Annotated in this window: 12 protein-coding genes; 9 read left to right on the top strand and 3 right to left on the bottom strand. The window is 72.8% G+C overall.

What is annotated here, in order from left to right; genetic code table 11:
• Positions 1 to 67: 67 nt before the first annotated feature.
• The 9 genes from O7617_RS04260 (at position 68) to O7617_RS04220 (ending at position 9968) form a co-directional block, all read left to right on the top strand.
• On the top strand, positions 68 to 697 hold the full coding sequence (locus tag O7617_RS04260; protein ID WP_282261639.1) for a hypothetical protein: 630 nt from the start codon (positions 68 to 70) through the stop codon (positions 695 to 697).
• Positions 694 to 1338: a YdeI/OmpD-associated family protein gene (locus tag O7617_RS04255; RefSeq protein WP_282261638.1), complete on the top strand. Its 645-nt coding sequence runs from the start codon at positions 694 to 696 to the stop codon at positions 1336 to 1338. Before O7617_RS04260 ends, O7617_RS04255 begins: the two co-directional genes overlap by 4 nt.
• A gap of 76 nt (positions 1339 to 1414) precedes the next feature.
• Entirely contained in the window at positions 1415 to 1849 is a 435-nt protein-coding gene (locus tag O7617_RS04250) for a DUF2975 domain-containing protein (RefSeq protein ID WP_282261637.1), read from the top strand.
• The gene (locus tag O7617_RS04245) at positions 1849 to 2064 is read left to right on the top strand and encodes a helix-turn-helix transcriptional regulator (protein WP_282261636.1); all 216 of its coding nucleotides are present in this window, start codon (positions 1849 to 1851) and stop codon (positions 2062 to 2064) included. Before O7617_RS04250 ends, O7617_RS04245 begins: the two co-directional genes overlap by 1 nt.
• The gene (locus O7617_RS04240) at positions 2061 to 2225 is read left to right on the top strand and encodes a hypothetical protein (protein WP_282261635.1); all 165 of its coding nucleotides are present in this window, start codon (positions 2061 to 2063) and stop codon (positions 2223 to 2225) included. The genes O7617_RS04245 and O7617_RS04240 overlap by 4 nt, the downstream gene beginning before the upstream one ends.
• A 118-nt stretch (positions 2226 to 2343) precedes the next feature.
• The gene (locus O7617_RS04235; RefSeq protein ID WP_282261634.1) at positions 2344 to 5529 is read left to right on the top strand and encodes an ABC transporter permease; all 3186 of its coding nucleotides are present in this window, start codon (positions 2344 to 2346) and stop codon (positions 5527 to 5529) included.
• Positions 5526 to 8234 carry an FtsX-like permease family protein gene (locus O7617_RS04230; RefSeq protein ID WP_282261632.1) on the top strand — a complete coding sequence of 903 codons (2709 nt, stop codon included), beginning with the start codon at positions 5526 to 5528 and terminating at the stop codon, positions 8232 to 8234. Before O7617_RS04235 ends, O7617_RS04230 begins: the two co-directional genes overlap by 4 nt.
• Position 8235: 1 nt before the next feature.
• Complete coding sequence (locus tag O7617_RS04225) at positions 8236 to 9231, top strand: ABC transporter ATP-binding protein (RefSeq protein WP_282261631.1); 996 nt, start codon at positions 8236 to 8238, stop codon at positions 9229 to 9231.
• 11 nt (positions 9232 to 9242) lie between these two features.
• Positions 9243 to 9968 carry an ABC transporter ATP-binding protein gene (locus O7617_RS04220; RefSeq protein ID WP_282264628.1) on the top strand — a complete coding sequence of 242 codons (726 nt, stop codon included), beginning with the start codon at positions 9243 to 9245 and terminating at the stop codon, positions 9966 to 9968.
• A 313-nt stretch (positions 9969 to 10281) separates the two neighbouring features.
• Here the strand turns inward: O7617_RS04220 and O7617_RS04215 are convergent, their stop codons facing one another.
• From O7617_RS04215 to O7617_RS04205, 3 genes are read right to left on the bottom strand one after another with little or no spacing between them, the layout of a single operon-like run.
• Positions 10282 to 10734 carry a GNAT family N-acetyltransferase gene (locus O7617_RS04215; protein WP_282261630.1) on the bottom strand — a complete coding sequence of 151 codons (453 nt, stop codon included), beginning with the start codon at positions 10732 to 10734 and terminating at the stop codon, positions 10282 to 10284.
• A 22-nt stretch (positions 10735 to 10756) separates the two neighbouring features.
• Positions 10757 to 12328, bottom strand: a complete 1572-nt coding sequence (locus tag O7617_RS04210; RefSeq protein WP_282264627.1) for an alpha/beta hydrolase — start codon at positions 12326 to 12328, stop codon at positions 10757 to 10759.
• A 58-nt stretch (positions 12329 to 12386) separates the two neighbouring features.
• Positions 12387 to 13502, bottom strand: coding sequence for an ATP-dependent DNA ligase (locus O7617_RS04205; RefSeq protein WP_282261629.1), 1116 nt, complete (start codon positions 13500 to 13502; stop codon positions 12387 to 12389).
• Positions 13503 to 13548: the final 46 nt, after the last annotated feature.

Raw genomic sequence — 13548 nt, 5'->3', positions numbered from 1 at the left:
GCACGGCCGGTCAGGTGGGCGCTTCCGGCCCGGCCGATGTAGATCATCTCGTACTACTGGCTGCCGCATGGCCTTGCGACCGGACGACTTCTACGACCACGCGCTCGCCGCCGCGGACGGCGAGCGCCGCCTTCCCCTGGCACGGATGACGGGATGGGACATCAGCCCGTTCGACCCGGACGGACTTCGGGTGGCGCCGTTGCGGCCGCCGGTGCTGCCGGAGCCGGCCCGGCACGGCGAGGACCCGTCGGACTGCGATGCCTGCCGCGACCGGGACGAGGGGATCTGGTTCAACGAGCGCTGGCGGCTGACCCGGATCAAGGGGGTGGGCGTCCCGCTGGTGCTCATGCTGATGCCGCTCGAGCACCACGACATGGAGGATCTGCCCGACGAGCTGGCCGCCGAGCTGGGGTTGTTGAGCACCCGCATCGCTCGCCACGTGCAGGCGCTGCCGCACATCTCACGGGCCCACGTCTACCGCTTCGGCGACGGTGGCGCACACCTGCACATCTGGTTCTTCGCGCGGCCGGAGGGGCAGGCTCAGATGTTCGGGTCGTGGTTGGTCGCCTGGGACGACCTGCTGCCGGAGTACCCGGCGGACGTGGCCGACGCGGACGCCGACGCCGTGGCGGACGCGTTGATCGAGTCTCACGGTGGCCGCCGGTTGTCGTACCCGGGGGATAGCGTGCCGGCATGACGAGTGCCGAGCTGGCTGAGTTGGTCGTCGCGGACGCCGACGCGTTGCGGGCCTGGTTGTCGACCAACCACGCCTCGTCACCCGGCGTCTGGCTCGCTCTGACCAGGAAGGGCGGCACGGTCACGACGCTGACCTGGCAGCAGGCGGTGGACGAAGCCCTGTGTTTCGGCTGGATCGACGGGCAGGCCCGCAAACGGGACGAGGAGTCCTCGTGGATCCGGTTCACTCCGCGCCGGTCGCGCAGTTCCTGGTCGCAACGCAACGTGGCGAACGTGGCCCGGCTGGAGGAGCAGGGGCGGATGCGGCCGGCGGGTCGGGCCGCGGTGGAGGCGGCGAAGGCGGACGGGCGGTGGGCGGTGGCCTACGCCCCACCGTCGGAGGCGGAGGTGCCGGCCGATCTCCTCGCCGCCATCGCCGCCGAGCCCGCCGCGCAGGCGATGCTCGACGTGCTCACCAAGGCCAACCGGTTCGCCCTCATCCACCGCCTCAACGCGGTCAAGCGGGCGGAGACCCGCGAGCGGAAGATCGTCGAGTTCGTCGCCATGCTGGCCCGACACGAGACGTTCTACCCGCAGAAGGCCAGGCCGTTACCGGTGGACGACGGGGCCAAGGCCGGAGGCGCTAGCTCACGAGTCGATTGACTTTCGATAGCTAACGAGCGAAACTCGATGCATGGTTACGGAGCATCGAGCGGTAGCCGCTCTCAGGGTCTTTCTCGTGGTGCTGTTCGGGGTGCTGGTCGTGTTCCAGACCCTCTCGCTGCCCGGTCAGTTCGCGTACATGGCGCAGCAGTCGCCGGAGGACGCCCACCTCCGCTGGCCGGCGACCGCCGTGACGGTGTTCTGGGTGCTGTGCGTCCAGGTGGTCATCGTCGCGACGTGGCAGTTGCTCAGCCTGGTCAAGAACGACCGCATCTTCACCGAGGCGTCCCTCAAGTGGGTGGACGCGATCGTCTGGGCCATCGCCGCCGCCTGGGTGGTGCTCGTGGCCGTCTTCCTCTGGGTCGGCTTCAACGCGGACGACCCGGGAGTGCCCCTCCTGCTGTTCCTCCTGACGGTGGGCGTCACCGTTCTGGGGCTCCTCATGGTGGTGATGCGTGCGCTGCTGCGGCAGGCCACCACGCTGCGCAGCGACCTGGAAGCGGTGATCTGATGCCCATCGTCGTCCGCATCGACGTCGAGTTGGCCAAGCGCAAGATGAGCGTCGGCGAGTTCGCCGAGCGCGTCGGGCTCACGCCGGCCAACGTGGCGGTGCTCAAGAACGGCCGCGCCAAGGCCGTCCGCTTCAGCACCCTGGAGGCCATGTGCCGGGTGCTCGGCTGCCAGCCGGGAGACCTGCTGGAGTGGGTGGAGGAGGAGAGCCCATGAGGTACGCCCTGATCGCCGTCGCCCTCCTCGGGGTGGCGCTCGGCGTCGCCGCCGTCGTGCTCGGAGGGGCCGACGACTCCCCGGGCCTACAGGGCATCGGCGTCCTGCTGGTGATCGGCTCGGTGGTGTTCGGCATCCGCAACCTCCGACGCGGCACCTAGCCGCCCGGCTTCGACCGCACCTTCCCCGCAATAACGATCATGTAACGGGCGCGAACCTTTCCCCGGGGATGGCCTGTCTTGATGGTCGTCGGCCCGCCAGGGCCAGGGGAGGCATCGGATGAAGCTGGTGTGGAGGCGGGCCCGCGAGGCGCGAGGGCTGCTGGTTGCCGCGGTGATCGCCGCCCTCGTCGCCGTCGCGTTGGTCACCGGGCTGTCCGACTACAACCGCCGGGCGGTGGACGCCGGGCAGCGCGCCCTGGTCGCCGCCTCGCCGGCCGAGGAGCGTGGCCTCCTGGTCAGCGGCTCCGGTGGACGTGACGAGGCCGAGTTCGCCACCCGGGACAAGGCGGTCCGCGCGGAGTTCGCCGACGGGCTGGCCGGTGCCCCGGTCACCGTCGCCGCCGCCCGCTACGGCACCGGCCGGGAGCTGACCGGCGACCTCGGCCAGATTCCCCGCCCGGACGACGAACCGGTCTTCGCGAACCTGGCCACGCTCGAAGACCTCGCCGACCACGCCGAGCTGACCGGCGGCGCCTGGCCCCGCCCCGGCGCGCACCCCGTCGAGGTGAGCCTGCCGGAGCGGGTCGCGGGCGCGCTGGGCCTCACCGTGGGGGAACGCATCCCGGTGCGTGACCGGGCCACCGAACGACGCGGTGAGCTGGTGCTCGCCGGCACGTGGCGGCCCCGCGACGCCACCGACGCGTACTGGTTGCTCGCCCCCGGGGTGGGAACGGGCAGCGCCGGTTCCGGCACCTCGTACGGGCCGTTCACGCTCGACCCGGCGGACTTCGTCAGCACGTTCCCCGGCTCGGTGTCGGCGTCCTGGCTGGCCCGACCGGACCTCGGTGCCGTCGACACCGCCGACCTCACCGCCGTGCGGAAAGCCCTCACCGAGGCGGCGTCGGCGGTGCCCGAGGCCGCTCAGCTCGGCAGCTCCGGGCGGGTGGTGACCAAGATGGAGACGTTGCTGGACCGGATCGGCCGTGCCGACCTGGTGGGTCGTTCCTCGCTGGCCACTCCGCTGTTGCTGATCCTGGTGCTCGGCGGGTACGCGCTGGTGCTGGTCGCCGCGCTCCTGCACGAGGACCGCCGCCCGCAGACCGCGCTGCTGCGGGCCCGTGGAGCCGCCCGCCGGCAGTTGGCCGGCCTGGCCGCCCGGGAGGCGACCCTGGTGGTCGCCCCGGCCGCCGTGCTCGGTCCGCTGATCGCCGGTGAGGCGCTGCGGTTCGTCCGACCCGGCGGGTCGGCGTCCCTCTCCACCGCCGGCGGCAACACCACACTGGTCTGGGCGGCAGCGGCGGCCACCGCAGCCGGCTGCCTGGTCGCCATGGTCCTCCCGACGCTGCGCGGCGCCGGTACGTACGTGGCCGACATGGCCGCCCGATCCCGGCCGAACCGGGCGGCGAGCGTCCAACGCGCGAGCGTCGACCTGGTGCTCGTGGCGCTCGCCGTGCTCGCCTGGGTGCAGCTCCGCCGGTACGCCTCACCGTTGGCCGGCTCGGGTGGCCGGCTCGGGCTCGACCCACTGCTGGTCGCCGCCCCGACGCTCGGCGTGCTGGCCGGTGCGGTGCTGGTGCTGCGGATCCTTCCGCCGCTCACCCGGTTCGCCGAGCGGTTCGTCGACCGGCGGCCCTGGACGGCCACCATGTTCGGCATGTGGCAGGCCGGTCGGCGTCCCCACGCCGGCCCGGTGCTGCTGCTCGCCCTCGCCGTCGGCGGCAGCACCCTGGCCTGGTCTCTGATCAGCACCGGCGAGCGGTCCCAGGTCGAGCAGGCCGGGCACACGGTCGGCGCCGACGTCCGGGTCACCGAACGGGCCGGGGCCGCCCCGCCGACCCGAGCCGGTCAGCTCGCCGCGCTGCCGAGCGTGGACCGGGTGCTGCCGGTGTGGCGGGACGAGATCCGGGTCGGCCGCGAGGATCTGTCCGCCACGGTGATCGGCATCGACCCGGCCAGCGCCCCGGGTGTCGTCCGGCTCGCCGACCGCCTGGGCGACGGCTCGGCCGCGGAGCAGTACCGGAAGATGGTCGATGCGCGGGGAGTACCTGCCGGCGTCGAACTGCCCGACGGGGCGCGCGCGATCACCGGCACGATCCGTACCCCGGTGAGCAACGCCGCCCGGTCGGTGAAGGTTGCGGTGACGCTGCTGGTCACCACCCCCGACGGGCTCGCTCTGCGGCTGTCGGCGGCCGACGCCGACGGCGACGGCCGAGCCACCCCGTTCACCGTGCAACTGCCCGACCTGAGCCAGGGGCAGCTGCGGCTGACCGGCTTCGAGGCCGACGGCGGGCTGGCCGCGGGCGACTCCTACCGGCTTCAGGTGGACGGGCTGACGGTGGTGACGGCCGACGGCACGAGACAACCGGCCGACCTGAGCGGCGACTGGGCGATGACCGCGCAGGGGGCGAGAACCACACCGGTGTCGACCACCGCCACCGGCTTCGCCGCGGTCCGCGCGGTTGAGGTGATTCCCGGCGGGCAGTTCGCGTACCAGCCGTCGACCCGGTTCACCGTCGTGCCCGGCGGAGAGAACAAGCCCGTACCGGTGTTGATGACCCCCGGAGTCGTCAAAGCGCTGAGCCTGCGCGTCGGCGACACCATCGACCTGACCCTCTCCGGGGCCACGCTGCCGGTGCGCCTGGTCGGCGAGCTGGCCGCCGTGCCGGCCACCACCGGGGACGGTGTCCTGCTGGACCTCCCGGCCGCCGTCGACGCGATGATCCGCAGCAGCGGCGCGGTACGGCCCGTGCCGGAATGGTGGATCGGCGCCGACGACGCGAACGCCGCAGCCCAGGAGGCCGGTGCACTCCCAGGCGTCACCGTGCTCGACCGGGAGGCGGTGTACGAGGCGGCCGCCGACGACCCGTACTGGCAGGGCTCGCGTACCGGAATGCTCGCCGCCGCGCTCGGCGCGGTGCTGCTCGCCATCGTCGGCCTGATGGTGGACGTGTGGGCCACCGCCCGGCGGCGGCTCGGCGAGTTCGCGGTGCTGCACACCCTCGGCGCGACGCCCCGGCTGATGGCCCGGGCGCTCCTGGCCGAGCAGGCGTTCCTCGCCGGCATCGGCGTGGGAGTCGGGTTACTCCTCGGCGCCGCGGTCGGCGCGACCATGGCCCCACTGGTCATCCTCACCCCGGCCGCCGGCCGACCGGTACCCCCGGCGGCGTTCGCGTTGCCCTGGGTTCCGATCGGCCTGACCGCGGTCGGTCTGTTGCTGGCGGCGCTCGCCTTCAGCGCGTTCATCGCCACCGGCATCCGTCAGCGGGTGGCGGCGGTGCAGCTGCGAATCGGGGGAGAACGATGAGCGTCGGCGCGGCCGTCCGGCGGGTCCGGACGTACGGCGGGCAGTTCCTGCTCCTGGCGGTGTTGACCCTGGTGGTCACCCTGCTGATCAGCGGGGTGCCCCGGTTGGTGAACCGTCTCGCCGAACAGGGTTTGCGGGCGCAGTTGAGCAGCGGGACGGCCGAGAGCCGGGACATCTCCTACACCACCGGCAGGCAGGCCGCGACGTTCAGAAACACGGCCACGGGTGACGCGATGGCACGCTTCGACGCCCTGGCCGCCGACATGCCGCCGCAGGTGCGCTCGGCGGTGGCCGAGCGGTGGTACACCATCGAGACCCCGGCGGCCCGCGTGGTCGGGCCGGACCTCGCGGCCCGCAACCTGCTCGTCGACCTGGGCCTACGGGCCGTGCCCGACATCCAGGGCGCCAGCACCCTCGTCGAGGGGGCGTGGCCGAGCGAGACGTACGTGCCGGACCGGCCGATCGAGGTGGCGCTCGACGTCGACGTGGCCCGCAAGCTCAACCTGCGGGCCGGCAGCCGACTGCGGATCGGCAACGCCGACGACAAGGGCGACCTGACCGACGCCGCCCCGATGGTGGTGTCCGGGCTGTTCCGCCCGATCGACCGCGCGAACGGCATCTGGGACGGACTGCCACAGCTTCTGCAGATCATCGAACCGCTGGGGGACGGCCAGCCGTTCGTCATCGTCGGCGTCGTCGCCCCGTCGCCGCTGAACAAGCGGGTCGCCGCCGGTTGGCCGGTCCAGTCCACCTGGCGGTACCGGCTCGGCGCCGACACCATCGACGCACGCCACCTGGACGGGATGATCGACGGCCTGCAGGAACTGCAACGCCGCAAGCCGTCGGACCTCGCGGTGACGGTGGGCGTCGACGTTCCGTTGCGCGCGTTCGCCGCCCAGATCAACGCCGCCCGGACCCTGCTCGCGGTGATCGCGGCCGGCGTACTGGCCACCCTGGCGGGGCTCATCGTGCTCGCGGCCGGCCTCGCCATCCGCCGACGCCGCTCCGAGTTCGTGCTGCTGCGCGCCCGTGGTGGCGCGGCCACCGCCGGCGCCCGGCGCAGCTTCACCGAATCCGTGCTGGTGGTGCCCGTCGCCGCCGCGCTCGGCTGGTGGCTGGGCACGCTGTTCCCCGGCGAGCCCGACCCGACCGCGCCGTACGTCATCGCGGCGACAGTGCCCGTCACGCTGGCGCTGCCGCTGGCGACGATGGCCGTACCGGCCGGCGGGGCGGCCCGGCGGGACCTGATCCGGGTACGCCCGTCGGCTCGTCGGCTCACCGTCGAGGTCTCCCTGCTGCTGCTGGCCGGGCTCGCCGCGGTGCTGCTGCGCCGACGTGGCCTCACCCTGGGCGAGGTGGACCCGCTGTTGGTGTCGGTGCCGGTGCTCGTCGCGATCGCCGCCGCGGTGCTCGCGCTGCGCGCGTACCCCTGGCCGTTGTTGTTGGTCAGCCGGCTTGCCGCGCGGACCCGGGGCAGCGTCGCCTTCCTCGGCACGGCGCGAGCCGGTCGCGCTGCGGTCGCCGCCCCGCTGGTCGTGGTGGTGCTGGCGATCGGCACCGCCGCGTTCTGCGCGGTCGTCGCCGCCGGCGTCGACGCGAGCCGGGCACAGGCCGCCGAGCGGATCGTGCCCGCCGACGCGGTGATCCGGGGGGAGCGCTTCGCCCCCGACACCCTGGACGAGCTGGGTGGCCTGCCGGGTGTCCGGGCCGTCACGCGGGTGCTGGCCCAACCCGACGAGCGGCTGGCCGTCGACGAGTTCGGCACCGACGCCCGGATCGGGCAGGCGGACGTGCTGCTGGTCGACGGCTCGGGGTTGGACACCGTGGCCCGCGAATCCGGGGTGAACCTGCCGGTGCCGGCCGCGTTGCGCACCGCCCGGCCCGAGTCGGGGGCGCTGCCGGCGATCGTCTCCCCGGCGGTCGCCGCCGACCTGGCCAAGGCCGGCCTGGACGGCTCCGCCTTCATCTCCGTGCAGGGCGAGCGCTACGAGTTCCGGGTCGCGGGCACCGAGGAGAGCTTCCCGCTGGTGCCGACGGACAGCGGCCGGTTCGTGATCCTGCCCTGGCAGGCGCTGCCGAAGCGGAACACCACACCCGTGCCGAGCAGCCTGCTGGTCGCCGGGGACCGGCTCGACGCGGAGGTGTTGCGCCAGGCCGGCGACAAGGGTCAGGAGCGCTACCAACGTGGTGGGGCGGTGACCGGGCGGGAACGGCTGTTCGGCGTCACCGTCGACACCCGTGCCGACGTCCGCCGGGATCTCGGTGACGGCGGCGCGAACGGGGTGCTGGCGTTCGGGTTCGTGGCCGGCGCCGTGGGCGGCAGCGTGCTCGGGCTGCTCGCCATCGCGTTCACCGTGCTCGCCGGGGCGCGCGCCCGGGGCCAGGTGCTGTCCCGGCTGCGAACCCTCGGCCTGTCCCGCCGACAGTGGCGAGGGCTGCTGCTGGTCGAGTTGACCCCGCTGGTCGCGGTGTCGGTGCTGACCGGTGCGCTGGTCGGCGCGGTGCTGCCCCTGTTGCTCAACCCGGTGCTCGGCCTGTCCGCGTTCACCGACGGTGTGCCGGTCCGGGTGGCCTTCGAGCCCAGCCTGGTCGCCGCGGTGATCGCGCTCGGGGCGGTCGCCCTCGGCTTCGCGGTCGCCGTCGAGGCCCTGAACAACCGCCGGTTGCGCCTCGGAGAGGTGCTTCGGCTCGGAGAGGAGAGCTGAGATGACCGCTACCGCCCAGACTCCACTGGTGCCGGACCTGGCCGACCTGCAACAGCGGGCCGCCCAACGCGCCGCCGATCGGGCCGGCGGGCAGGACCGCCTGCGCGGGCACATCGTCTGCGACGGCCTGGTGCGCATCTTCAAGACCGAGGGGGTGGAGGTGGTCGCCCTGCAGGGGCTCGACCTGGTGATCGACCGGGGTGAGCTGGTGGCGATCGTCGGTGCGTCCGGCTCGGGCAAGTCGACGCTGCTCAACATCCTCTCCGGTCTGGACACGCCCACCGCCGGCATCGCCCGGGTGGCCGACTACGACCTGCTCTCGCTGTCCGCCAAGCGGCGGCTGAGTTACCGGCGGGAGCTGGTCGGGTTCGTCTGGCAACAGACCGGTCGCAACCTGCTGCCGTACCTCACCGCGCGGGAGAACGTCGAGCTGCCGATGGAGCTGGCCGGCAAACTCGGCCGCAAGGCCCGTCGGCAGCGGGCCGGGGAACTGCTCGACATGGTCGGCGTCGGCTACTGCGCCGACCGGCGGCCGGGGCAGCTCAGCGGTGGCGAACAGCAGCGGGTCGCCGTCGCGGTGGCCGTCGCCAACGACCCGGAGGTGCTCTTCGCCGACGAGCCGACCGGTGAGTTGGACGAGGCGACCGGCGCGGACGTCTTCGGGGCACTGCGCACCATCAACGCCGAGCTGGGTGTGACCATCGTGGTCGTCACCCACGACCACGCCGTGGCCACGCAGGTCCGCCGGACCGTCGCGATCCGCGACGGCCGGACCGCCTCCGAGGTACGCCGGACCGCTCGGATCGGCGCGGACGGCAACACCGAGCTGGTCAGCGAGGAGTACGCGGTGCTGGACCGCAACGGCCGGATGCAGCTACCGGCGGCGTTCGTCGACGCGCTCTCGCTGAAGGAACGGGTCCGGCTCGACCTGGAGCCCGACCATGTGCAGGTACGGCCCGGTGACCGGGCCACGGACGAGCGGGGAGCACAGGCATGAGCCGTCGGGACATGGTGGTGACCGGCGCGGCCGGTCTCGCGGGTGTGCCCTCGGAGCACTCCGATGAGGTGGTCCGGGTCAGTGGGGTGAGCCGCACCTTCGGCCGGGGTGAGCGCGCCGTACACGCGGTGCGGGACGTCTCGTTCACCGCCGGCCGTGGCGAGTTGGTAGCCATCCGGGGCCGGTCCGGGGCCGGCAAGACCACCCTGCTGAACATGGTCGGAGGGCTGGACCGGCCGGACAGTGGTCAGGTGGTGGTGGCCGGGCACGACGTCACAGCGGCCGGTGAGGCGGAGCTGCTGCGGCTACGCCGGGGCACCGTCGGGTACGTGTTCCAGACCTTCGGGCTGGTGCCGATCCTCTCCGCCGCCGAGAACGTGGGCGTGCCGCTGCGGCTGGCGCAGGTGCCGGCCGACGAGCGGGAACAGCGGGTCGCGGTGTTGCTGGAACTGGTCGGCCTGGGCGGGCACGCGGCGCAACGCCCGTACGAGCTGTCCGGCGGGCAGCAGCAGCGGGTCGCGGTGGCCCGCGCGTTGGCCAACGAGCCGGACCTGCTCATCGCCGACGAGCCCACCGGTCAGCTCGACTCGGAGACCGGCCGGTCCATCATGGACCTGCTGCGCGCGGTGGTACACGCCCGCGGCATGACGGCCCTGGTCGCCACCCACGACCCGGCCCTGATCGACCTCGCCGACCGGGTCCTCTTCCTGCGCGACGGCCGTTTGGTCGACGGCTGACGGAGGGTGCCGGCTGAGTGCTGCGGCTGACCGGTGGCGCTGGGCTTCAGGCGGCGGTGCCGGCTTCAGGCGGCGGTGCCGGCTGCTGGGGTTGGCGCGGTGGCGGGTGGATGGTATCCGCGCTCGCTGTGGACCTGATGTCGTAAACGAATCGGGGGTCGGTGAATCGTTTACGACATCAGCTCCACAGTGTCCGGGTGAAGGGTGCTGCCCAGGCCGGCATCGGCGCCGAATCCCGCGCGAACACGGCGGAGAGGCCAGCGAGCGGCAGCACCCGGGATCATCAGAGCCGTGCCGGGGGTGAGCACCGCGGTCAGAGTGCCAGCTTCATGCCCTCGTGACTGGCCACGAAACCGAGACCCAGGTAGAAGCGGTGCGCGTCCGCGCGGGTCTTGTCGGTGGTGAGCTGCACCAGTGCGCAGCCGCGCTGCCGGGCCTGGTCGATCGCCCAGGTCATCAGGTCCCGGCCCAGCCCTTGGCCGCGACGGTCGGAGCGGACCCGGACCGACTCGATCAGCGACCGCTCGCTGCCGTGCCGGCCGAGGCCGGGGATGTAGGTGATCTGTAGGCAGCCGACCATCTCGCCGTCCTGCTCGGCGACGATCAGCTGGTTACGCGGGTCGGCGGTGATGTCGGCGAACGCCTTCTCGTACTTTTCGTCGACCTCGGTGAAATCACGGGCCTTGCCCAGCACGTCGTCGGCGAGCAGGGCGATGACGGCGGGCAGGTCCGCCCGGACCGCCTCCCGGTAGATCACGTCAGTCATGCCGACCAGCCTCGCACAGTGATCATTTCGCTGGGCAGCGCAGGCCCTCCCGGGGGACGGTCAGGTCGAGCAGGTACGCGTCGACCGCGTCGGTGATGCAGGAGGTCTGCGGGTAAGCGGTGTGCCCCTCGCCCTCCCAGGTCAGCACCCGGCCGACGCCCAGCATCGAGGCCAGGCGCGGAGTCTGCTCGTAGGGCGTCGCCGGGTCGCCGGTGGTGCCGACCACCACGATCGGCGGCGCGCCGTTCGCCTTGCCGGTCGGGTACGGGTCCCGCCCGCCGGGCCATTCGACGCAGCTCAGCATGCCCACCGCGAGAGCCGGCCCGAACAGCGGATATTTCCCACGCCACTCGGACTGCAACCGCCGGATCTGCTCCCGGCTCGGCTTCTCCGTCTCGTCGGCGCAGTTGATGGCCAGGTTGGCGTCGAACAGGTTCGAGTAGTGGCCGTCGTCCTCCCGGCCGGCGTACGAGTCGGCGAGCCGGAACACGTCCTTCGGGTCACCCTGGCCCAGCCGGTCGATCGCCTGGGCCAGCTCCTGCCAGCCGGACTCGGTGTAGAGCGACGAGATGACCGCGTAGAACACCCAACCGGCGGTGGCCTCCCGGCCGTCGCTGCCGCGTACCGGAGAGACCTTGGCCTTGTCGATGGCCGAGGTCACCGCGGCGCGCGCGTCCGGCGCGATCGGGCAGCGGCCGGCGTTCGCCGCGCACCAGCGGGTGAAGTTCGTGAAGGCCCGTTCGAAGCCGCGGGCCTGGCTCTCCGAACCCTCCACCAGCCGCTGTTGCGGGTCGACCGCGCCGTCGAGCACCAGCGCCCGTACCCGCTGCGGGTAGAGCTGGGCGTAGGTCGCGCCGAGCAGGGTGCCGTACGAGTAACCGAGGTAGGTGAGCTTGTCGTCGCCCACCGCGGCACGCACCGCGTCCATGTCGCGGGCGGCCTGTTCGGTGCCGTACAGCGGCAACTGGTCGCCGTAACGGTCGCCGCAGCCGCGCCCGATCCGCTGACTCAGGCCGACGAAGTCGTCGAACGCCGCCTGGCTCGACGGATCCGGGTCGAAGCCGAAACTGGCGTCCAGGTCAGCGTCGGAGATGCACTTCACCGGGCTGGACCGGGAGACCCCGCGCGGGTCGAAGCCGACGATGTCGAAGCGGTCGGTGATGGAGGTGGGCAGCCCGCCGAACTGGGTGCCGAAGGACAGGTAGACGGCGGTGTCGACACCGGAGCCGCCCGGGCCGCCCGGGTTGACCACCAACGATCCGACGCGGTCGCGCTGCTTCGTCGACCGGGCACGCAGCAGGGCGATCTCGAAGGTCTGCCCGGTGCCCGGACCGGTCGTCGCCCCGGCGCCGGTGCCCCAGTCGCGCGGCACCGCGATCCGGGCGCACTCGTAGCGCATGTCCGGAGCACCGCGCCCGACCAGTTCGTCTGGCACGTCCGGGCAGGGCCGCCAGGTCGGCGCGCTGCCGGTCGGAGCCGCTTCGCCCTGCACCTCGGTGCGCGGCGCGAACGCCGGCAGAGTGCAGCCGGCGGTGAGCGACGCGGCGACGACGAAGGCGGCGAGGGTACGCCGGGCCCGGCGACGGGACGCCATCCGGAAGCGGTCGACGGTGCGGGTCACGTGATCCTCCGAGGTCGGGTCGACGGCCAGGCTACGCCGAGCCGGTGGCGGCCCGGTCCACGGTGGCCGTCGGGTCGCCACGCAGCACCTGGTCCACATCGAAGCGGATCGGGCGGTCGAGCTGGTCGTAGCGGCACGATCGGGGATCGCGGTCCGGGCGCCAGCGGACGAACTGGGCGGTGTGCCGGAACCGCTCGCCCTCCATCGCGTCGTAGCCCACCTCGACGACCAGCTCCGGGCGCACCGGCTCCCACTCCAGGTTCTTCGTGCCGGTCCACCGGCTCACCCCACCCGGGATGCGTTGGCCGCGCTCGTGGTCGCCGTGCACCCACGGGTGCTCGCCGCCGATGTCCCGGTAGGGCGCCAACTCGTCGAGCAACTCGGCCCGGCGGGCCATGCTGAACGACGCGCTCACACCCACGTGGTGCAGGACCCCGGAGTCGTCGTAGAGGCCGAGCAGCAGCGAGCCCACCACCGGGCCGGACTTGTGCCAGCGGAAGCCGGCCACCACGGCGTCGGCGGTGCGGGCGTGCTTGACCTTGAACATCAGCCGCTTGCCCGGCTCGTACGGCAGGTCGGCCGGCTTGACGATCAGCCCGTCCAGCCCGGCGCCCTCGAAGACGTCGAACCACCGGCGCGCGGTCTCCGGATCGGTGGTGACCTGGGTGACGTGCACCGGCGGACGCACCCCGGCCAGCGCCTCGACCAACCGCTCCCGGCGGCGCGGGTAGGACTGGTCGAGCAGCGCCTCGTCGCCGATCGCCAGCAGGTCGAACGCGACGAAGTCGGCCGGGGTGGTCTCGGCGAGCATCTTGACCCGGGACGCGGCCGGGTGCACACGCTGGGCCAGCAGCTCGAAATCCAGCCTGGGCTGGCCGGTCGGCCCGTCGCGCCGGATCACGATCAGCTCACCGTCGACGGCGCACCGCTCGGGCAGCTGCCGGCGTGCCTGCTCGACCACCTCGGGGAAATAACGGGTCATCGACTTTCCGCCCCGGCTGGACAGCTCGACCTCGTCGCCGTCGCGGAACACGATGCACCGGAAACCATCCCACTTGGGCTCGTAGGTCACCCCGGGCGTGGTGGGCAGCTTGGAAACGCTCTTGGCCAGCATCGGCTCGACCGGCGGGTTGATCGGCAGGTCCACGGCGACCAGTCAATCAGACGGCACCGACAGCCGTGAGGCAGATCAC

This window comes from Micromonospora sp. WMMD1155, assembly GCF_029581275.1.
Classification (GTDB): domain Bacteria; phylum Actinomycetota; class Actinomycetes; order Mycobacteriales; family Micromonosporaceae; genus Micromonospora.
Note: the sequence above shows the minus strand (reverse complement) of the source record. Positions and strands in the feature narration are given on the sequence as shown.

Bases quoted from the DNA above. Each gene is read 5' to 3' on its own strand.
- O7617_RS04255 (WP_282261638.1), top strand. From the start codon at position 694: ATGACGAGTGCCGAGCTGGCTGAGTTGGTCGTCGCGGACGCCGACGCG.
- O7617_RS04220 (WP_282264628.1), top strand. From the start codon at position 9,243: ATGGTGGTGACCGGCGCGGCCGGTCTCGCGGGTGTGCCCTCGGAGCAC.
- O7617_RS04245 (WP_282261636.1), top strand. From the start codon at position 1,849: ATGCCCATCGTCGTCCGCATCGACGTCGAGTTGGCCAAGCGCAAGATG.
- O7617_RS04235 (WP_282261634.1), top strand. From the start codon at position 2,344: ATGAAGCTGGTGTGGAGGCGGGCCCGCGAGGCGCGAGGGCTGCTGGTT.
- O7617_RS04215 (WP_282261630.1), bottom strand. From the start codon at position 10,734: ATGACTGACGTGATCTACCGGGAGGCGGTCCGGGCGGACCTGCCCGCC.
- O7617_RS04225 (WP_282261631.1), top strand. From the start codon at position 8,236: ATGACCGCTACCGCCCAGACTCCACTGGTGCCGGACCTGGCCGACCTG.
- O7617_RS04260 (WP_282261639.1), top strand. From the start codon at position 68: ATGGCCTTGCGACCGGACGACTTCTACGACCACGCGCTCGCCGCCGCG.
- O7617_RS04240 (WP_282261635.1), top strand. From the start codon at position 2,061: ATGAGGTACGCCCTGATCGCCGTCGCCCTCCTCGGGGTGGCGCTCGGC.
- O7617_RS04210 (WP_282264627.1), bottom strand. From the start codon at position 12,328: ATGGCGTCCCGTCGCCGGGCCCGGCGTACCCTCGCCGCCTTCGTCGTC.
- O7617_RS04230 (WP_282261632.1), top strand. From the start codon at position 5,526: ATGAGCGTCGGCGCGGCCGTCCGGCGGGTCCGGACGTACGGCGGGCAG.